A 20,117-nucleotide genomic window follows, 5' to 3' on the forward strand; every position below is an offset into this window, starting at 1 on the left:
GTATGTCGACTGCAATTGGAATCATCCCTGCTCGGATGCAGTCCTCTCGATTGCCTGGCAAAATGTTGCTGAAGGAGACAGGCAAACCACTCATTCAGTATGCTTGGGAAGCTGCAAGTGCTTCTGCCTCACTGTCTGAAGTCATCATCGCGACCGATAGCGAAGAGATTGCGACTGTTTGTAAGAGTTTTGGGGCACGAGTCTCCATGACTGGAGACCACCCGAGCGGAACCGACCGAATTGCAGAGGTTGTACAGAATGAGAAGCTCCAGGCCGATTTGATTATCAACGTGCAGGGGGATGAGCCTGAATTAGACCCGGGCTGTATTGATCGGTTGGTCGCAGCCATGCAGAAGTCTCCTGATATCGAAATGGGAACACTCGGAACGCCGATCACCTCTCAAGCAATGCTTATTGATCAGGGATGTGTGAAAATCGTCAGGGCAGCCGATGGGAGAGCCCTCTATTTCAGCCGTTTGCCGATTCCTTTTTTCCGCGATGGTGACCCCGACGACCTCCTCTTCGCGAGTCCCGAAGATGCTCATTTCAGTCGGAGTCCCTGGCTGCTGCATTTGGGAATTTATGCCTATCGACCCGATTTTTTACTGGCGCTGACGCGAATGCCTCCGTCGGAGTTGGAACAACTTGAGAAACTTGAACAATTACGTGCGTTAGAAGCGGGAGCTTCTATTCTTGTCGAAGTTGTGCATCACCGATCCGTTGGAATCGACACGGCTGCCGACTATGCTGCGTTTGTGGAACGAATGCAGAGGAAACAGGATAAATAAGACAACTTTGGACGCTCGGTCGAGTGTCCAAAACTAATTCTCCGGAGGCCGTTTGCCTCCGGTTTTTACATTAGAAATCACTTGCAAGACTCCTGAGATCGTTTTTGGTTGAAGCATTTTCCGATCACTCATGCAAGTTTATCAATCTAATCAGCTAGGCTCGTCCTCGTCCGAATGTCTTCATGAAGAAGGATTTTCTCAGTCTTTGAGAGACCAATTCAGGGGTCCGGATCAGGTCTCAATACAGGATGAATGAACGATGGCAAAGCATATCTTTGTCACTGGCGGAGTTGTGAGTTCGCTCGGAAAAGGGTTGACGTCCGCTTCTGTTGGATTGTTGCTCGAACGGCGTGGACTAAAAGTCCGCATGCAGAAGCTCGATCCGTACATCAACGTTGATCCGGGGACGATGAGTCCTTATCAGCATGGCGAAGTGTACGTTCTTGATGATGGTTCTGAGACTGATCTCGACCTGGGGCACTACGAGCGATTCACAAAGAGTCCGCTGTCGAACAAGTCAAACTACACGACCGGACGGATCTACAGTTCTGTCATTGAAAAAGAACGCAAAGGAGATTATCTGGGCGCAACTGTCCAGGTGGTTCCTCACGTGACCAATGAAATCAAGGCGAGCATTCTGCAACTTGCGACCGACGATGTCGATGTTGTCATCACCGAACTTGGTGGAACTGTTGGTGATATCGAAGGGCTTCCGTTCCTCGAAGCGATTCGACAGATTCCGCTCGATATTGGCAAAGAGAATTGCCTTTTCCTGCATCTGACATTAGTTCCGTATCTGAAAGCAGCTCGCGAAGCGAAGACGAAACCGACGCAGCACAGTGTCGGTCAGCTTCGGCAAATCGGAATTCAGCCTGACATCCTTGTTGTGCGAACCGAACGTGCGATGGGACGCGAGAACGCTGAGAAGATCGCGCTCTTTTGCAATGTCGAAAAAGAGGCGGTCATTGAAGAGATCGACAAGGAAGTTTCGATCTATGAAGTTCCCGTCGGATTGGCAGAGAATAAGCTCGATGAATTGATCATCAAGAAACTGGATCTCCCGCGCGGTGAACTCGACATCGCTGACTGGAAGGATCTAATGCACCGCGTTCGCAATCCGTCGCACGAGGTGAGCATCGCTGTCGTTGGGAAATATATTGAACACCGGGATGCGTACAAGTCGATTTACGAGTCGCTCACACATGCCGGGTTTTCGCATTCGACCCGAGTTCTGATTAAGCGGATCGAAGCAGAAGAGTGCGAAGGACAGGATCTCGATCAGCTGTTAGGCAGCGTCAGCGGAATTCTCGTTCCGGGTGGGTTTGGTTATCGAGGAATTGAAGGAAAGATCAAAGCTGTCCAGTACGCTCGCGAGAAAAAGATCCCTTACTTCGGAATTTGTCTGGGGATGCAATGTGCAGTGATTGAGTATGCCCGCAACGTTCTGGGACTCGAAGCAGCCAACAGTACAGAATTCGCAGCGGACTCGCCTGACCCGGTCATTTGCCTGCTCGAAGAGCAAAAAACAATCTCCGACAAAGGCGGAACAATGCGTCTGGGAGCGATGCCATGTCTTCTTGGCGAGGGGACAAAATCGCATCAGGCTTACGGAAAAACTGATATTTCCGAACGCCATCGACATCGATTCGAGTTCAACCCTGCTTACAAAGAACGGCTCATTAACGCTGGAATGATACCAGCGGGAACCAGCCCGAACGGGAACCTTGTCGAAATCGTCGAAGTCCCCGAACACCCATGGTTTGTCGCAGTACAATACCATCCCGAATTCAAATCGAGCCCGCTCGAACCACACCCTCTCTTCCGCGACTTCATCGGCGCTTCACTTAAGAAGCACCAGTCAAGGTAGAACAGATCCTGCAGCCTGACCTTGCTCTTGCTTCACGGGGAACTGCTCGATGGTGAGCCTCCCCTGAAGCGACTGCATGATGCGAATTAAGAATCCAATTCACAGAGGTCTTCGTCACCGGTTACGTTCTTCTTGCCGGGAGTTTCGGTTTCGTCACGAGAGTTGACCGTCGTGGCACGTTTAACCTGGCTGGAGCGTGTGCGGGATTCAGAGATGTAGCGTTTACGCATTTCACGGCGTTGAGAGAGAACCTGATTGAACTCGAAGGCCCAGTTGCGTTGATTGCGATACGGGCTCAGTAGCTCGATCACCTCTTGCATGGTTTGGGGACGCTCATCAGGATTGATCGCCATCATCCGTCGGGCGATTTTGGAGAGGGCTTCCGGCGCCTGTGAGTTGAGGTCCTTCACGAGAGGACGTGGGTGAGATCGATGTGCTTTAACGGTCTCTGGGCGTTTGAGTCCGGGGAAAGGACGCTTGGCGGTCAATGCGGTATAGAGCGTACAGCCGAGCGAGTAGATGTCGGCACGATTGTCGACGTTGAGTGAATCCAGAGATTGCTCGGGGGGGATGTAGTCAGCCGTTCCTAAACAGTCGTGTCCGAAGATCATCGCCAGGGAGAATTCTTCTTCAAAGGCTCCCTGATCGGCAAGCGTCAAACCAAAGTCCAGCAGCTTGGAGTTTCCGTTGACTTCAATCAGAATGTTGTCCGGTTTCACATCCCGGTGCACCATGTTCAGTTCATGTAGATACGCCAAACCATCGGCAGCCTGGCAGATGACATCCGCTGCGGCATCCCATTTCAACGGGCCTTTGCTGAAGTTGATTCCCTCGAGTAGCGTCACTCCCTGGACCAGCTCCATGACCATGTATTCGGACTCGCCGTACAATTCCTGAAGCGTGCCAAGCTCTAGCGTTTTCACAAGCTTCGGGTGGTCAAACTGCATTCCAGCACGGGCTTCGAGTTGAAATCTCGCTCGAATTCCGGCGTCATGTTTGGTTTGTTCTCCCAGCAGTTTGATGGCAACCAGTCGTTTCGTTTCACGGTGCTTCGCGATATAGACTGTTCCCATCCCTCCATATCCGAGGATGTCGAACAGAATGTAGTCGCCTACAGAAAGAGTCCGGGCGCGGCCGTTGAGAATCTCTTCTGCCTGGAACCGCGTCATCAGCTTTTGCTTGACAGCGGAGGTCGCCAGTTGCACCTCGCTCACTTCTTCAGTGAGATGAAGTGTGTTCGTAAAAGCTTGAAACTGCTGAGCAGTCAGGATTCGGCTTCTTTTCAGTTGTCGAATGAATGTCGAACTGGTTGTTGGCATAGGGAGTAAATTGTCTCCTTTCGATGGGATTTCGTCTGTATTAAGTCCTAAATTCCTTCAAGCGAAAGCTCTGTCAAAGACTCGCTCAAAAACATTAACATTATGATGAAGGATTTCTGACCCCCTGAGAGACTAAATTCAGGTTGCTGGATCGATACTCAATGCAGTGAATCGCATCTTGATATGAAGTTCAATCTTAACATGTTGATTCGTTGAGCTGAACTATTTTTTGCAGAAATTCAAGCCGTCAGGAGAATTTTGGCTGATTTGGCCCCCATAATTTCCGTATGGTCCAATCTCGATGCAGCGTGGCAGGAAAACAGACGTCATTTCCGGTACATTGTTACCCAGACGCTCAACAGGGCCTTGAAGCAAAAATTGCCAGAGTCTGTCGCTGAGGAGAGAAGCGGGCGATTAAGGCTAAGGAACAGGCAGACATCGGCAACAACGGCTCGTTCCCAAGGGGTACGCAGGAACGACTTGGCTCGCTGAGAAGATGTGCAAGATGCAAAACTTTGAACCTTAAGTAGCACAAAGAGAACCAAAACAATCATGTCAGATGCCGTAGAAATCGATGGAATCCGTTTACACCTCGGTCACGCCGATTCGACACCGGGAGAATGGATCGGGCAGCAAGAAGTTCTTAAGCAACTGCTTGCCTGTTGGCTGGTTATTGACAAAGTTGACCTTCCTCTCGCTCCCCGTTTAGTAGGCGCTCCCGGAATTGGCAAAACGACGCTAGCCATCGCGGCGACGCGGCAACGCAATCAAGAACTGTACATCTACCAATGTACAGCTGATACCCGACCGGAAGACCTGCTTGTGACTCCGGTTCTCGCTGAGAGCGGGAAAATTCAGTATCAGGCATCTCCCTTGGTGACAGCAATGATTCGAGGCGGCGTCTGTGTCCTCGATGAAGGGAACCGCATGAACGAAAAGTCGTGGGCGTCGCTGGCTCCGCTGCTCGATCATCGTCGGTACGTCGAATCGATTGTCGCGGGAATTACGATTCCTGCTCATCCGGCCTTCCGCTGTGCTGTCACGATGAATGACGATGAATCGACGTACGAAATTCCGGATTATATTTTGAGTCGTCTTCAGCCAACTCTTTCATTGGGGCATCCATCGCGCGAGGAAGAACTGGCGATTCTGAAATACCATTTGCCGTTTTCGAATGAGGAAATGCTCAATCTCACCGTGGAGTTCCTGCAACAGTCACACGGATTGAAGCTTGATTTCTCAACTCGCGATGGCATCAATGTGTTGCGCTTCGCGTTGAAGCAACTCGCTTCGGAGTCAGATCATCCGCTTTCAAAAGATGAGGTGTGGCGGATCTCTTTGGAGAAATGCCTGGGAGAAGATGCTGTCGATTTGCAATCGCTGGCAGATCGCAAACAGCAGTCCCTGGGAGGGAACGTGCTTCCAATGGGTTTAGGCGACTTTTTCTTCGACCCCAATCATCCTCTTCATCCCGATCACGACGACGACGAAGAAGAGGATGATGACGACTTCTAGAGCAGTTTGCTCTACCGTTTGCCCGTGAAGAACGCATTTCTCTAGAACCAGTCCGGAAACTTGTAGAATGGTGGCTTTTCTCAGTGTTTGAGAGCACAAGTTCAGGTTTCAGGATCAGTTCTAGTAAAAATGCTGTACGCCACGAGGCAGATCCTGCAAATCAATTCGAAAGATGCTCTAGAGCATGTTTACGGTGATCTGCAGACATGTCGCTGTGTCGTTGGCAGTCCTATAGCCCCCAGTGACTCACCGTTGGGTTAATGGTTGGGACGTGAAGACCTCAATGGCACTTGGTCCAAGACGCCCAACATGGTGTGGCTGTGATCTTCTGCGTCGTGGTGAGCAGGCTATGAAGTCTTTCCCGAATCCTTGAACTCCTGCACGGGGAATATCGTCGAGATCGAGTTGGTCAGTCGTTGTTCGATTTGCGATCTGGGGTTTCTGTGAGTTGGGCTGTCTGGGGAGTTATTGCGATTTCGTTTTTGATGATCGCTGCAGTCTGTGATCGAGGAACCGGTTCGCGCAGGCGAATTAAGAGGTTCGCAGCATGGTATCGGGACTGAATCCCGGGCTGCGGAGCAAGTCCCCCGCCGATGATCAATACGACGATAATCAAGATTGTGATGCGTTCACTGGGGCGACAACTCATTGAAATCGAAGGGTGGTGTCGGGTTCCGGTGAAGACGTGAAAGTACGCCTTGACGACGGCGATTCCGTTTAATGCGGCAGCCAAAACAATTGCCAGTCCAACCAGCGGGAAGATTTCAACAACACCTTCCAGCAGGAGCTCAGTCCCAACGAATCCGATCGTGCCTGGGAATCCAATTGATGCTAATCCTGTGAGTAAAAACATCCCGGCGAAAAAAGGTGTGTGCTCATACAAGCCATGGAAGTTCTCCAGCGTCAAGCGTCCCGTGCGGGCTTCAACGCTCCGCAGGGCAAGGCCGAAGCCGAGTAGCGAGATCCCCACAGACAGCCAGACGCACAACGCTCCAGTCAGTCCAAGCGGTGTGACCAATCCAAGTCCGACCAACACGAGCGAAGAGTGGCTCAAAAATAAATAGCAGAAGAACCGTCGAGAGTCCTTTTGCACCAGAGCCATTCCGGCTGCGTAAACAGCCGTCGTCAGTGCCAGGATGGCAATGCATTGCAGTGCCCACGCTGGAGCAATCGGAAACACCAGTCGCATGACGGCATAAACACCGGTCATCGGTGTGACGAATAACAATGCGGTGCCGAATGTCGCTTTCTCAAACAAGTCAGAAATCCAGCAGTGCAGCGGACAGATTCCACTTCGAATTAAAGCTCCTGCTGTGAGTAGGCATCCCGCAAAAATCGGCGGATTTGAAACGGATGCATTGTCGCCGACGAAGAATTGACCAACCGTCATCAACCCGATCGACAGTCCCATGTGAATCGAGAAAATACGAGTGGACTGCTGTCGTTTTCGTAACTCCATCCAGGGAGGAACGGCCGCCACTGCAAGGAACAGGATGATCAGCCATGGATGTCGGCAGGTTAGTGTCGCGAGCAAGATCGATTCAGAAAATAGTGTCCAGCCAAGCGAGAAGCGATTGAGCTTCGTTCGCAATGTCGTCATGACTGTCGTGAAATAGAGTAGTGCTCCCAACGGAAGTAACGGGGCGCTAAGCTCATCGATTGCAAAGATGTCACGATGGAAAACCAGTTGGAGCAGATTCCAGTGATCGTCACTGACGAAGATTCCAGATAAAGAAAATTCAAGCCATTCACCGAGCGCACAGATCAGTGTGAGACCGCAGACCACAATACTGTGCTTCCTCGCACGGTCACGATTTTTGAGCAGTGAAACCCAAATCGCTCCCAGCAACGGCAGTAAGACAGAGAGTTCAAGCCAGGGAAGGTGGAGTTCCGACATTAGACGACGTCCTCCAGCGAATCACCGTACGGCGCCAGCCGGTCCGATTCACGTGGCTCTCCTCCAGATAGGTAGCTGGTCCAGCGTCGTTCCAGTGAATCGAAGAAGCGAAAGGTCCTTACAAATGGTCGAACGATCCAGTCATCCAAAATAGCATCGAGGTATCCACGTTCCAGGGCGAAGCGGTACAGGCCGACCTGAAACTTAGTCGCGGTTTGCGGTGGGTTCACCGTATCGCCGGTCAATCGGCGACCCACCGCGTCTTCGTACGTCTGGTGATCACGTAATACCGAAGGCGCCCGTAGCAATTGCAGTGTTCGCAAGCAGGCATGTCCGATCATGTGAATCAGGGCAACGTACCTCAGGCCGAGGCCGATCTCAACGGTGATGATTCCAACTTGTGTGAGCGATGCAAACGCCAGAGCGTTCTTGACATCGCCTTGTACACGAGATGCCAGCGCCCCGAAGATCGCCGATACCAGCCCCAGTGTGATCACTGCGACCTGCAATGGCAGGGAGACTGCTAACAGCGGGCTGACTCGTAATAAAAGATAAGTTCCCAAGTGGACCGACAACGCTCCATAGAACACTGCACTCGATGGCGTTGGACCCTCCATTGCTCGCGGGAGCCAACCTGAAAATGGGATCATTCCCGACTTCCCAGCTGCGGCGAGAAGTAGCAGCGAACCGACTGCCAAGGCTTGCCATGAACCAATTACTGCAACCCCATCAGGCCAGGGGCCGGAACCCATCAACCGATCGAAATCACCTGCTCCAGTGAAGTGGTGCATCGCCAGGGCTGCAATTAGAAATGCAGCGTCAGCGAAGCGATATGTCGTCCAAACGCGAAGCCCATTTCGGACTGGACCAGGGCGTTCGTGGAAATATGCCACGAGCAATGCTGAAGAAAGCCCAACGAGTTCCCAGCCAAAGAAGAGTGTCTCAATCGTTCCGGCGAGAGCTGAAACAATCATCCCTGTTAAAAAAAGTGCGTAGAGTAAAAAGAAACGGCGGTAACCTTTATCGCGATGTAAATAGACCGTCGAGAAAGCTCCGACTGTTCCGCATAGCACAAACGAAAGGATGGCAAACGGAACGGACAGGCGATCAAAGACAAACTTCAGGTGGAAATGGAAATGTTCCTGTTCAATCGAAACCCAGTTGCCGAGTTCAATCGGCACATGTCGCGAACCGGAGACCAACATCAGACAGAGGATCGAGACCGCTGCCACAAGCCCAACTGAGACACCCGTCTTTGTTAAACGGGCCTGAGTTCGTTCGCTCAGGTTCCATCCCAGCAACATCGGAAGCCCCAATGCTGCCAGTAAGAGAGCAGGGCTTGCTACGACCACCAAACCTAAAAATTGCAAAGTCGATTCGACAGTCATTGAACCAGCTCCGTTTCTCGAATCGAGGTAAATGGAAGATGGTCACGTGAACCTTGATAGCATGCCAGGGAGGAGTCGGCTACAGACAATTCGTTCCCGTTGGTTTCGTATGCTTCAAACTCTCCGTTGCGATAGATCTGAATCTTACTCGTTTCAGGATCAATGGTCGCCAGGTGAACCCAGCTACCGCGGCACAAACGACCGATCGTTTCATTACGTTCTATAATTGACAACATCGCTTCGGGGGTTGTTTCGATGACAAACAGGATTCGCAGAGGTTCATGAATTTCGACCATCTGCTGATACAGCCCTGTCCGCAAGTCGCTCGAGGTTCCTTCCATGACTCCAAGAAGAGAAGCAATGTTGTGTGGCAGTTTTGATCCAGATCCGTAAGTCGTTGTGTCAACTCGCGAGAAGTAGTATTCGAGGTTGATTCCGGCACAGACTGGAATGGCAGCGGCGAGAATCCGAAGCAGGATCGAATGTTCTGCGTCATCCTGAGTCGGATCGTACGTTGTCACAAAGGCCCGGCGATCCATGTACAATCCGCGAGTCCAGTCACGGCGGCCGACAACGCAGAGGGTATTGGTTGCATGGTTGTATTCTGGGCGTACCTGAGAGATGTCTTGTGCGCGACCTTCCACGTGGCGTAGAGCTTCGTCCGGTGTCAGCGAAAGTGGCGCGGAATCGAAGCGCCGGCAGCGTTCATGAGCATTTCGCCGTCGGGCATTCTCGATCGATTCACGTGCCGATTCGAAATCATCACGATGCGAACCAGGTAAGCGGTCGAGGTCATAAAAGACGACAGAGTCATCGCATGTGTTGTGATAGGCTCCGACAAATACTGTGTCGTCAGGAATTTTAATTCCCTGCGAGGCGACCTTCGCTCGGACCCGCCAGTCATTTGCCATTTGTGCAAATGCGCGAGCGTTGGGACCACCTCGTTTTCCGGCACAAGCCCCACAACAGTAAGCCGATTCATGAGGGTTGTTCAGGCTCGAAGATCCATGACCGCAAATAATGAACATTCGCGAGAACGCGTTCGGAGTGGTGACTCCCATGTCCTGGAGCAGTCGCACAACAACATTTGCCATTTCATCAATGGTAAATCCGATGTGCCCGTTTTCCGGACCGGGGTCGTCTGCGTAGCGTTCCAGTTGTAACTTCGTAACCGGTGGAGGTTGCAAGAGCGACCCGAATCGTCGACGAATGCGAGACGTCAGATGAGGAAACAGTACGCGGGCCACTAAGGGGACTGTGGCGAGTGAACCGACGATTCCGGCAGCGATCCCCCCGAGAAAAGTTCGGCTGCGTGTGTGAAATGCACGCCTGGCCAGGCCGATCTTACGACGCAACTCGGCTCTCTCCCGATGGACTCCCTCAAATGTGTACCCAACGTCTTCTTGAACATAATGATCCGGCGTGATGACTGCAGGGCACAAAGGTTTGTAAAATCCATCTGTTGCACCACGATAATAGATGGCAATCGCAAAGAAGCCGGCAACCCCGAAGGTTTCACACAGTGGTTGAATTTCTTCCAGGTGCCGACGGAATGACTCCTCTCTGTCGTCAAGGCACGTGGCAATTTGAAACTTGGGTCTTTGAGAACCCCAGGGGGCAGCGATATTCTTGCGGCGCGATGCATGCGTTGCGAAAGCGTCCAGAGCAGCGTGCCGATATTTGCGTTCGTAGGCCTCGTGGTAAATGCGGCGTCTTTCGATCCCGGAGAAGCTGTCGATTTCTTCTGAGAGTTGTTGCCATTCTACTTTTGATAACGACATCAACTGCTGAGGTTGCCAACCTAACATTTGAGCAGTCTGAAACAGCAGGAAAGCTCGTCGTTCAACATTGAGCGGAGTTTGTTGAGTGAGAGATTCACGGGCAGATTGCAGAATTGCGGGAATCGATTCTGTTTCTCCAAATTGATCTTCTCCGATGTGCCGAATCGCGTGCTTCTCCAGGATTAATTGAGCAGCCAACATCCCGACAAGCGACCCTTTGGAGATGGAATGCACAACCCAGTCGACACCCGATTCAAGCTGCCAAATCATGCCTGCCCAACCTCGAAGTGTCATCAAGGATTGTGTGATGAACTCCTGCTGATCCGTTTCTGCAATATCCAGTTCTCGAAGACTCGCTTCAATAGATTCGTCGGGGGTGGTCCCATTTCGACTCAAGTTTGTGAGTTCTTCCGACAGTCCTCGCATCCACCGGCTTAATCCGGGTGACTTGTCAGAATAGAGCGTCAAAAACGACTCGAAGAACCCCTCATTGCGATTGGGTAAAATCCAATCTGAGTAACCTTGATCGGTAAATGCGATACAGAAACGAATGAGCACATCGTCAACGTAGCGGTCGATGTCGTGGCCTGTTGCATGGAGCAGCATGTCACGAGGACGAAGAGAATTGGCCGGGTTTGGAGCGACAGGACAAGACCGGACTCCATTTCGACAGGCCCACCAGAGAAGGTGAAGCGTTAGCGATTCCCACGCTGCGTCATTCCACTTCGAAGTGTTGCGACCAAACTTTGAGAACAACTCGGTCAATTCATCAGGGAGATTTGAATCATTCGCAAGGGAATCCTGAATCCAGGTTCGCGTTCCTGCAAGGACTCGTAAGCGAGGTTCCTGCGAGACTTCCGGGCGAAACCGATCGAGGGCATCGGTCTCGGCGACGATCCATCGTAGCTCTGCGTCGTGGCCAACATGGAGAGGGTGTCGGAGCATCGTCAGGCGAACTTGCTCGCGCGTTCCGAGTCCATCAATCCATTTGTGATTTTGTTCCGACAGATCCTCAATGACGACCGCTTCGAGATCATCGTCTTGAATCCGCCCATCTTGCAATAAGCTGCGATATTCCTGCTCCGGGAGGTACGGTTCGGCTCCAAATCTCGTGTACCCAACCTTCACGGCATCATGAAATGGAAGATTTTCAAGCGCATGCAGTGTGTTGTGATGGATGAAGACCTCAAGGGGGCCTTGGGTCGGCAGTAAATGTGCAGCATGTTCCACCTGCTGTCGAATCTGAGATGGTTCGGCAGGATGGTCAGAAAGGAAATCTGCTTCTTCTTCGGTATCTATAGACGACAAGATGTGCCCTCCAGGGCGTCTTGAATTTAGGAATCATCCGAGACTCAAGAAAGTTCATGTCTGTTTCGGAAGGCTGACGTGGTGTATGAGTGCTGTAACTGGTGCAACACCTCGCTCGCGACTCAATCCGAATGGGGATTTAATTCAAAGTGATTCAAGAATCTATGTGAAGATTCCGAAGGAATTCACAAGTTTCCGAACGTTTTTTTGCACTTGCGCAGTTACTGAGAATCGAGGAAGCTACAATTCAAGCACGGCGGAACTGCAGGTGTTTGCAGGTTATCTTCAATTGAATGCATAAACCAGTCGAAATAAAATAGATGAATAGATAAGGTTCGAGCGATGCAAGTACTCGTTGATGGGATTCACAAATTTCAAAGAGAGGCGTTTAGCAAGGGACAGAAACTTTTCGAAACCTTAGCTGAAGGCCAGGCACCGCTTGCCTTATTCATCACCTGCTCTGATTCACGTATTGATCCCAGTCTACTGACCCAAACGAAGCCCGGACAACTCTTTATTCAACGGACAGCTGGGAACATTGTTCCACCTTATGGTTCCGTTTTCGCTGGAGAAGCCGCCACCATTGAATACGCTGTGACGGCACTCAATATTCGAGACATTATCATTTGTGGGCATACTCACTGCGGAGCGATGACAGGACTCCTTAATCCATCTTCCGTTGAATCAATGCCCGCTGTGAAAGAGTATCTCAAACACGCTGAATCGACGCGACGAATTGTTGAAGAGAACTACAGCCACTTGACCGATCCAGAGAAGCGGTTGACCCTCACGGTGAGCGAGAATGTGCTTGTTCAACTCAAAAGCCTGAAAACTCATCCCTCGGTCGCAGCAGCGATCAGTCGTGGCGATCTCAAGCTGCACGGCTGGGTCTATAAGTTTGAAACCGGCGACGTCTTTTCTTTTGATCCCGATAAAAACGAATTTGTTCCAATCGGAGACGTCGTTTTAAGTGAAGACGAATTGAATCGATCACTCCCAGTCATTTAGAGCATCTTTCGAAGTGGTTTGCAGGTTCTGCCTCGTGGCGAACAGCATTTTTGCTAGAGAAATGCGTTCTTCACGGGCAAACGGTAGAGCAAACTGCTCTAGAGCATTTTCAATGCTTGTTGTGCCCGTGAAGTTCGCCTCCATGACTTCATAGACTGCTCGTCACGTGGCAGGGCACGAACACCAATTTGAAAAATGCAATTGCCGGCGGAGCACTTAAAGCAGGTGTAGAGCGTAGGCCAGTGAGTTCAGGCGGGTTTCGACACTATCTGCGCGGGACATAAAGACGACTGGACTGGTTGTCCCGCAGAGGATTCCGCCGAACTGACAAGCTGCAGTGTACATGATTCCTTTGACCGTCAGATTTGCGGCCAGTAGGTTGGGGAATATCATCGCATCGGCAGCTCCGGTGACGTCGCCATCGATCCCTTTTTTGACCCCAGCATCAACAGCATAGGCGAGATCGAACGAGAGTGGACCCTGCACGATGCACTCACCAAATTCTCCCTGGCTGGCACGTTGAACAATCGTGTCTGCGACCTGCGTATCTGGCAAGGCAGCCGTCACTTTTTCCGTTGCGGACATCAATGCGATGCGAGGATTTGAACAACTCAGCTTCTGGGCGACATCAACAACGCTCTCGATCAGTTCGATTTTTTGATCGATGGTGGGGTCAATCGTGACGCCAGTATCAGTCATCAGAAAGCTCCGTTGGTCCCTGGCGATTTCCATCAATACGATTTGACCAATCGTCTTTCCGCTCCGTAAACCATGTTCCTTGTCCAGAATCGCCTGCATGAGATAGGGGGTTGAAATCTGTCCTTTCATTAACAATTGGGCACGACCCTCTTTGACTTCTTTCACTGCGATTCTCGCAGAGTTCGGTTCCTCTTCGATCAATTGGAATTGAGAAATATCGACATCCAGAGAGTCTGCCCGCTCTCGAATTGCTTGTAGATTTCCAGTGAGAATTGGATTGACCCAACCGCGGCGCCGAGCCAACTCCAGCGCCTGGATGACAGTTGAGTCCGCACCCCCGGCAGCTGCAACTGGAATGGGTGATAACAGCTTGTCAGCTGTCGCATACAGCTCTTCAAAACTTTTCAGCGGCATCTGTTTAAACTCAATTTCGTGTAGAACAGCTTTCGAATTCTTATTCGCGATCTGCCTCGTGGAGAGACTCTGTTTGGAGCTGATCCTGAAACCAGAATTTGCTCTCTCAAACACACAGGAAAGTGATCATTTCACAATTTTCCGCACCAGTTCTGATTAACGAAACCCGTTATTCATGGGCAAACGGGAGAGCAGTTAGCTCAACTGGCCTGTCTGACTCGCCCGAAGCACTGATCCCGCTCTTCGGATTCAGGATGCGGATTCTGAATGCTGATAAGGTTGTGAGATTTTTCTACTGCTCGTCTTGCAACAAATCACAATGCAGCACAGATCAATTTCACTCGGACCCCGCAGTCTGACGTTTTCCCAGGCTCTTCATATATGCATTCAGGTGTGCGAATTCGCGATCTGAAAGATCTTTCAATAACCCAGACGGCATCAGCGACTGATTCCGTCGGCGTCGGGCTTCAATATTCTCCGTCTCGATTCGGAAAGTCTGATTGTTCGAATCTCGTAAGACGAGTCCATCAACTGATTCATAAACGATGAGGCCGGTATGGACTTGTCCCGATTTCGTGGCGATTTGCGTTGTTTGATATCGCGGGGAGACATCTCGGTTTGGAAAAACAATGGCTGTAAACAGGTCTTCTTGTGAGAAACGATTCGCGACACCGCTGAGGTCCGGGCCAAGGGCTTTTCGTCCACCATGGCACTGAATACAACCACGCGATCTGAACAGTTGTTCGCCAGCGAGGACGCTCCCTTTGGTCCAGTCGATCATTGAGAGACGAGCCTTCAGGTCGTTAATGTCCTGACCATCTTCACCCGCTTGAGCGGTGTATTCCTCGGGAAATTTCTCTTGAATTGCAGCGGTCCATTGGTCAACAATTTGCTTTTGGGGATCACCGTTTTGTCCGAATTTGTAATCGAAATTCAAGCCGGTGTTTCGACGGAGTAACTCCACGAGTTGGTCCCGCAGTTGGCGTTCTTCTGAATCATTTCCTAGACGTCGCAGAGCGCGAACCATGGCGACGTTCTCGGCTCCAGATTCCGAAGCAGAGAGCAACCCAAGTGCGGTGATGCACTCTTGCATGATTTCCATCGGGGCCGATTCAAGAGCCATGTAGATGTATTCACGGTCGCTTTCTTGTGGTTCCCCGGTCAAGGCGACGACGACTGCGTTTCTCAATGCGAAATCGTCGAACTTGCTACGGATCAACTGCTGATCTTTTTCGTGGGGAGAAGCTGCGAGAAGTTGAATCACTTCTGCATTCCATTGATAGTCAGGATCGTTGTGTGCTCGTTTCGAAAAGGCTTCTATGGCATCGTCGAATCGCTCAGGTGGGAACTCACTGATCAGCTGGACGTGTCCCGGATGACCAAATCCTTGCGATTCCAGAATTGAAACCGGAAGCTCAGGGTCTTGGTCGACTAAAGCTGTGTACATCTCCAGAGTTCGATCTGCCCAGTTACTGTCTTGTCTTAACTTGAGCTTTGCGATCTTTGCCTCAAGATTCACAAGACCTTCTGCGATTCGTGCACGCTGCTCCGGAGTGCGAGGTGCTGTCATCCGGGAAGCTACAATCATTCGGTGAATGTCATCGACCGGATGGGAGTCGTCGTTGATCTTCTCAGTCAATTTGTTGAGCAACCCGACATCGCCAGACTCGACCATGGCGAGCACGCGTTCGAGCTCCCAATCGAGTTTTTCAATTCCGGTTGGATACAAAGAAGCGAGAGCATCGTTGACAAGTTTCAGTTCCTCCGGGTGCTCCTTCAGATTCTCTGGGGATGCATAACCATCGAAGACAGGGTCAATCTCTGCCGAGTTCGGAACCAGGTCCCCCAGTCCAAGTTGAAGAACGCGGACCGCTTCCAGCTTCAGAACTTCGTCACGGTCCGACTTCAGAATTCGCAGGGCAATATCGATGGGGTACTTCTGCACCCCTTTGTTTTTATTCGCAAACGCTGCCGTGACGGGAATTGAGGCTTCCCAGCCAGTTTGAAAACCTTTGGCAGCCATGTCACGGAAGATGCTTCCTTGTACATTTTCCAGAATACGCGAAGCAGTTTGGCGAACAAACTTGTCTTTGTTTCCAAGTTGCTCACCGATGACGTCGACGTACTCAGTGAGGTTGGAGTTCTTTGCACCAAGCAACGCTTCCATCGCAGCTCTGACCACTCTGGGGTCAGAGTCCTTCAAGTATGGAGAGAGTTCACGAAAGTTGGGTTCTTCTGGATCGGCTCGTCCAATCGCCCACGCGACTCGCATGCGAACGAGAGGTTCTTCATCGACAGAGAGGGCAGAGATCAGGTCGCCGTCGAGCCCACCGAATTTCTCTGTCAAAATCTCAATGGCACGCACACGTTGGTCAACTGGTAGATTTCGATTCAGAGCAGCCGAGATGAAAGGTTCGCTCGTCAGGTCTGCAACAAGTGGTTCCCAGATGCGGCGGGACCAACTGCTAAGCGGTTGCGGCGCCTGTAAGCACTGCTCGAGTTTCTGTTGTTTTGAAATAGGAATGATCGATCCATACGGCAGCGTCCGATTGAGGGGCGACTCTTCTTTGGCTCGAATTCGGTAGACTCCTCCGCGTGTTCCGCGGCCTCCGACACTCACATACAGCGAACCATCCGCGCCGACGGCAACATCGGTGGGGGCAAATCCGTGTTGTCCCACAGCTGTCATGAACTCAATCGGCTGGCTGTTCCAGGTACTTCCATCCTGCTGAAGCGGCAGTGCCAGAACACGTCCATAAGTCCAGTCGAGAACGAAAAGAGCTCCGGAGTATTCTTCTGGAAATTGAGTGTGCCGGTAAGTTTCGACTCCCGTGGGTGAACCGCGTCCGAACGCACCAACAACTGGAGGCATGTCGAAGAACCAGTCGGGGCGCTTCCAGCTTCGCGTGAACCATCCTTGATGAGATCCGGGAAGAACATGAAAGACTCTTGTCGGACGATACCAAGGTAAGCTGATGTCTCGCTCACCATCGCTGTCAAAGCTGAAAATGTCTCCGGTCGCCCCGAAATCGAAGTCATAAGCGTTGCGGAATCCGTGTGCGTAGACTTCACTCTCTGATAAATCGGGACTGAAACGTAAGATGGTGCCAGCTTGTGGGTCTTTCACCGGAGATGTTTCGAGGGTCACATAGTCTTTATTGATTCCGGCCATATTTCCGGCGATCACGTACCACCAGCCATCTGGTCCTTTTCGCATCGTATGCAAGTCGTGTTCACCACCGGTTTTGATCTTCCAGAACAGGTCCGGTTTTCCGTCAGCCCGGTCATCGGCGTTTCGGTCTTTGTAGCGAATCAGCCCTCCATCGGCGGCACACAATAGATCCTGCCCGACAAAATACATCCCCTGAGCCCCTGATTTCGGACCATCGACGAAAGTTTTCGTCGTATCCGCGATTCCGTCTTTGTCGGTATCAATCAGTATTTTGATGTATCCAGCCCCGGAGACGACCACTCGACCGAATGAATCGATCGTCATCGAGTAGATATCGTGGGCAAGATCGTCATCTGCATAAAGCGTTACTTCAAATCCCTCGGGGACTTGGACTCCGAGTGGTTCCTGAGCGATCAGGCTTGAGTTGAATCCACTCAAGACCAGCAGGGTGGTCAACACTTTGCTAACAATCGATTTGGAGAGCAGAAATGTCGGTGAGAATCGATCCATCAGTTTCATTTTTCATCCATCAATTCAAAAGCAGTGCTAGAGTCAGTCCAGAAACTTGTGGAATAGTCACTTATCTCAGTGTTTAAGAGAGCAAATTCAAGTTTTAGGATCAGTCCTAGATCACCTTTGTGTTTCTCGTGTCCGCGAAGAACGTCCTTCATGAGTGAAATCCTGCACGCCACGAGACTGAACGCGTACATCATTTCCAAAATGCTCTTGATACAGACATCGCTCAAAACGCTGAGCCTAAGAACCGCAAGTCAGGCCGATTTTGGGCCGACACTTTCTGAAAACATCCTGGTCTCAGTCCGCAGCGATTCTTGAAAATCCGAACGCTTGACACAAATCTTGCCTTGGTTCAGTTTCCTGCTAAGGTCCGGATCATATCGGGATTTCCAAATTTGCCGCAATGCAGGCTTGCGAAATGTCAAGACTTGTTAAATTACGCCCTTTGGGGAGCTTCAACTGTGGAAAATCCCCGTTCTAAACTCATTTTTCGCTGATGCCTGGGACATAGTAAGACCACTTAGGAACGCTAGCATGGCTGCGAAAGTCGTTGTACTTCACGGGAGGTGCAATCTCTTTTCGGTTTTGTTAGGGCGACTAAATCGTCCGATCCATCTGCACTGAATCGCCAGGAGCGTTTCCCTTGTCCCGCGTACACCGTCCAACAAAAAACTTGCTCAACTTGGTCCAAAGAAGAAAAAGATCGATTCCAAAATCGGTTTATATTCTGGCATTGTTGCTGATTCTGCCGTTCTGCTCCGGCTTGTCATTCTCAACAAATGTTGTGGGGCAGGATGCAGTGACAGATCAGGCGACAGCAAATGCTCAAGTGATTGCTGACAAAGCGGACGCTGAAAATTCTGGCAGCGAAGATTCAGACGGTAATCATACCGAAAGCAATCTTCCCGGGAGCGAGCAATCAGCACACGCGACCAAAGAGGATGACGGCAACTCAGAAGCGGGCTCTGTTCATATCGAAGAACACAAAGAAGAGCAGCATGCCAGTGGACATGCGAACGTCGCCGCACCACTCTTTGCTGCGATTGTTCTCATTTTACTGCTTGCGAAGATCATGGGTGATCTTTTCGAACGAATCGGGATGCCGGCAGTTCTTGGCGAACTGACCGTTGGGATTATTTTAGGAAATATCCTGCTGTTGACCGACTGGGGTGGCTTCGATTTCCTGAAAGCTCCGGCGGAGCACTCGATCGGTGATGTGTACAACACCGGGGCGGCTCTCAAGATGCTCGCTGAAATCGGCGTGGTGCTGTTGCTCTTCGAAGTTGGTTTGGAAACAAACGTCCGCGATATGATGAAAGTGGGAGTCTCCGCTTTGCTCGTCGCGGTCTTGGGAGTGATTGCTCCTTTGATTTTGGGGATTGGGTGCGGATGGTTGTTTCTCCCTCATGAGCCTTGGCAGGTTTGGTTATTCCTGGGAGCAACGTTGTGTGCGACGAGCGTCGGCATCACTGCTCGCGTGTTGAAAGATCTTGGTCGCTCACAGCAGCGGGAATCTCAAGTCATCCTCGGAGCTGCGGTGATCGATGATGTCCTCGGTCTGATAATTCTGACAGTGGTCTCCGGAATCATCGAACAGGGTGACAACTTCGATGTGGCAAGCCTGGGGGTTATCGTCGGGAAGTCTGTCGGATTTTTAATTCTCGCAGTCACGCTGGGAACTCAACTTGTCGTCAAACCTCTTTTCGCAGCGGCCAGCTATCTGCGAGGTCGTGGACTTCTCGTTGCGACCAGTTTGGTGATCTGCTTTGGTCTCTCTTATATCGCAAACCTTGTCGGGTTGGCACCGATTGTGGGAGCGTTTGCAGCTGGGCTCATTCTTGAAAAAGCCCACTACCAGGAACTGGGCAAGAAAGAACATCTCGATCTTGAAGCGGCTCTTGGTCCGCTCACCGCGCTGCTGGTTCCCATCTTTTTCGTTCAGATGGGGATTATGGTTGATCTGAACAGCTTTGCGAACCCGAATGTCTGGCTTCTTGCTGGCTCAATCACTGTGGCTGCGGTACTTGGAAAGCAGGTTTGCTCTCTTGGTGTTCTGGAGAAAGGTCTCAACAAGCTGGCGATCGGCTTGGGGATGATTCCGCGTGGAGAGGTTGGACTGATCTTCGCCAACGTCGGTCTTGGACTCGTCGCAAATGGCGAATCAGTCATCTCTTCCGACACCTACTCAGCGATTATTGTCATGGTCATCCTGACAACCATGGTCACGCCGCCACTCTTGAAATGGTCAATGAATAAACCCGTTCCCGGGGAAAAGACTGCGTAGACCGAGGTTTCTAGCCCAAGCAGGGAGAAATCCTACTTGTGCGACGTTCATAGCGCGACGTTTATGGGGCGATGCTCGTTGCACGACACTCACTTGAGTAGCCCGGGGCTGCCTGTGTGGCCGGGTGTGCGAGTGTAACCCGGGACCATTGTCCCGGGCAA

11 protein-coding genes are annotated in these 20,117 nt (G+C 51.2%); 5 read left to right on the forward strand and 6 right to left on the reverse strand.

What is annotated here, in order from left to right; translation table 11 throughout:
* Positions 1 to 2: 2 nt before the first annotated feature.
* Positions 3 to 788, forward strand: a complete 786-nt coding sequence (kdsB, locus tag ACN0YR_RS05985) for a 3-deoxy-manno-octulosonate cytidylyltransferase (protein WP_417848278.1) — start codon at positions 3 to 5, stop codon at positions 786 to 788.
* 259 nt (positions 789 to 1,047) lie between these two features.
* Complete coding sequence (locus tag ACN0YR_RS05990) at positions 1,048 to 2,655, forward strand: CTP synthase (RefSeq protein ID WP_417848279.1); 1,608 nt, start codon at positions 1,048 to 1,050, stop codon at positions 2,653 to 2,655.
* Between the two features lie 86 nt (positions 2,656 to 2,741).
* Here the strand turns inward: ACN0YR_RS05990 and ACN0YR_RS05995 are convergent, their stop codons facing one another.
* A complete protein-coding gene (locus ACN0YR_RS05995) occupies positions 2,742 to 3,974 on the reverse strand; it encodes a serine/threonine protein kinase (protein WP_417848280.1) in 1,233 nt (410 codons plus the stop codon).
* A 552-nt stretch (positions 3,975 to 4,526) separates the two neighbouring features.
* Between ACN0YR_RS05995 and ACN0YR_RS06000 the strand changes: the two genes are divergently transcribed.
* Positions 4,527 to 5,489, forward strand: a complete 963-nt coding sequence (locus ACN0YR_RS06000; RefSeq protein ID WP_417848281.1) for an AAA family ATPase — start codon at positions 4,527 to 4,529, stop codon at positions 5,487 to 5,489.
* 409 nt (positions 5,490 to 5,898) lie between these two features.
* Here the strand turns inward: ACN0YR_RS06000 and ACN0YR_RS06005 are convergent, their stop codons facing one another.
* Genes ACN0YR_RS06005 through ACN0YR_RS06015 form a run of 3 tightly spaced genes read right to left on the reverse strand, consistent with a single transcriptional unit; the run spans position 5,899 to position 11,863 of the window.
* Positions 5,899 to 7,386: a proton-conducting transporter membrane subunit gene (locus tag ACN0YR_RS06005; RefSeq protein ID WP_417848282.1), complete on the reverse strand. Its 1,488-nt coding sequence runs from the start codon at positions 7,384 to 7,386 to the stop codon at positions 5,899 to 5,901.
* Entirely contained in the window at positions 7,386 to 8,774 is a 1,389-nt protein-coding gene (locus ACN0YR_RS06010; RefSeq protein ID WP_417848283.1) for a proton-conducting transporter membrane subunit, read from the reverse strand. The genes ACN0YR_RS06005 and ACN0YR_RS06010 overlap by 1 nt, the downstream gene beginning before the upstream one ends.
* Positions 8,771 to 11,863 (reverse strand): DUF2309 domain-containing protein, encoded by a 3,093-nt coding sequence (locus ACN0YR_RS06015; RefSeq protein ID WP_417848284.1) that lies wholly within the window; start codon positions 11,861 to 11,863, stop codon positions 8,771 to 8,773. The genes ACN0YR_RS06010 and ACN0YR_RS06015 overlap by 4 nt, the downstream gene beginning before the upstream one ends.
* 342 nt (positions 11,864 to 12,205) lie before the next feature.
* On the opposite strand from ACN0YR_RS06015, the gene ACN0YR_RS06020 reads away from it, so the two are divergent.
* Positions 12,206 to 12,871: a carbonic anhydrase gene (locus tag ACN0YR_RS06020; protein WP_417848285.1), complete on the forward strand. Its 666-nt coding sequence runs from the start codon at positions 12,206 to 12,208 to the stop codon at positions 12,869 to 12,871.
* Between the two features lie 216 nt (positions 12,872 to 13,087).
* Here ACN0YR_RS06020 and ACN0YR_RS06025 read toward each other — a convergent pair whose 3' ends face one another.
* Complete coding sequence (locus ACN0YR_RS06025; protein ID WP_417848286.1) at positions 13,088 to 13,984, reverse strand: phosphate acyltransferase; 897 nt, start codon at positions 13,982 to 13,984, stop codon at positions 13,088 to 13,090.
* Between the two features lie 337 nt (positions 13,985 to 14,321).
* The gene (locus ACN0YR_RS06030) at positions 14,322 to 17,675 is read right to left on the reverse strand and encodes a PVC-type heme-binding CxxCH protein (RefSeq protein WP_417848287.1); all 3,354 of its coding nucleotides are present in this window, start codon (positions 17,673 to 17,675) and stop codon (positions 14,322 to 14,324) included.
* Between the two features lie 640 nt (positions 17,676 to 18,315).
* On the opposite strand from ACN0YR_RS06030, the gene ACN0YR_RS06035 reads away from it, so the two are divergent.
* Complete coding sequence (locus tag ACN0YR_RS06035; RefSeq protein ID WP_417848288.1) at positions 18,316 to 19,956, forward strand: cation:proton antiporter; 1,641 nt, start codon at positions 18,316 to 18,318, stop codon at positions 19,954 to 19,956.
* The last annotated feature ends 161 nt before the right edge of the window (positions 19,957 to 20,117 follow it).

Source organism: Thalassoglobus sp., assembly GCF_048270125.1.
In the GTDB taxonomy this organism is placed as follows: Bacteria; Planctomycetota; Planctomycetia; order Planctomycetales; family Planctomycetaceae; genus Thalassoglobus.

Bases quoted from the DNA above. Each gene is read 5' to 3' on its own strand.
- kdsB (WP_417848278.1), top strand. From the start codon at position 3: ATGTCGACTGCAATTGGAATCATCCCTGCTCGGATGCAGTCCTCTCGA.
- ACN0YR_RS05990 (WP_417848279.1), top strand. From the start codon at position 1,048: ATGGCAAAGCATATCTTTGTCACTGGCGGAGTTGTGAGTTCGCTCGGA.
- ACN0YR_RS05995 (WP_417848280.1), bottom strand. From the start codon at position 3,974: ATGCCAACAACCAGTTCGACATTCATTCGACAACTGAAAAGAAGCCGA.
- ACN0YR_RS06000 (WP_417848281.1), top strand. From the start codon at position 4,527: ATGTCAGATGCCGTAGAAATCGATGGAATCCGTTTACACCTCGGTCAC.
- ACN0YR_RS06005 (WP_417848282.1), bottom strand. From the start codon at position 7,386: ATGTCGGAACTCCACCTTCCCTGGCTTGAACTCTCTGTCTTACTGCCG.
- ACN0YR_RS06010 (WP_417848283.1), bottom strand. From the start codon at position 8,774: ATGACTGTCGAATCGACTTTGCAATTTTTAGGTTTGGTGGTCGTAGCA.
- ACN0YR_RS06020 (WP_417848285.1), top strand. From the start codon at position 12,206: ATGCAAGTACTCGTTGATGGGATTCACAAATTTCAAAGAGAGGCGTTT.
- ACN0YR_RS06025 (WP_417848286.1), bottom strand. From the start codon at position 13,984: ATGCCGCTGAAAAGTTTTGAAGAGCTGTATGCGACAGCTGACAAGCTG.
- ACN0YR_RS06030 (WP_417848287.1), bottom strand. From the start codon at position 17,675: ATGAAACTGATGGATCGATTCTCACCGACATTTCTGCTCTCCAAATCG.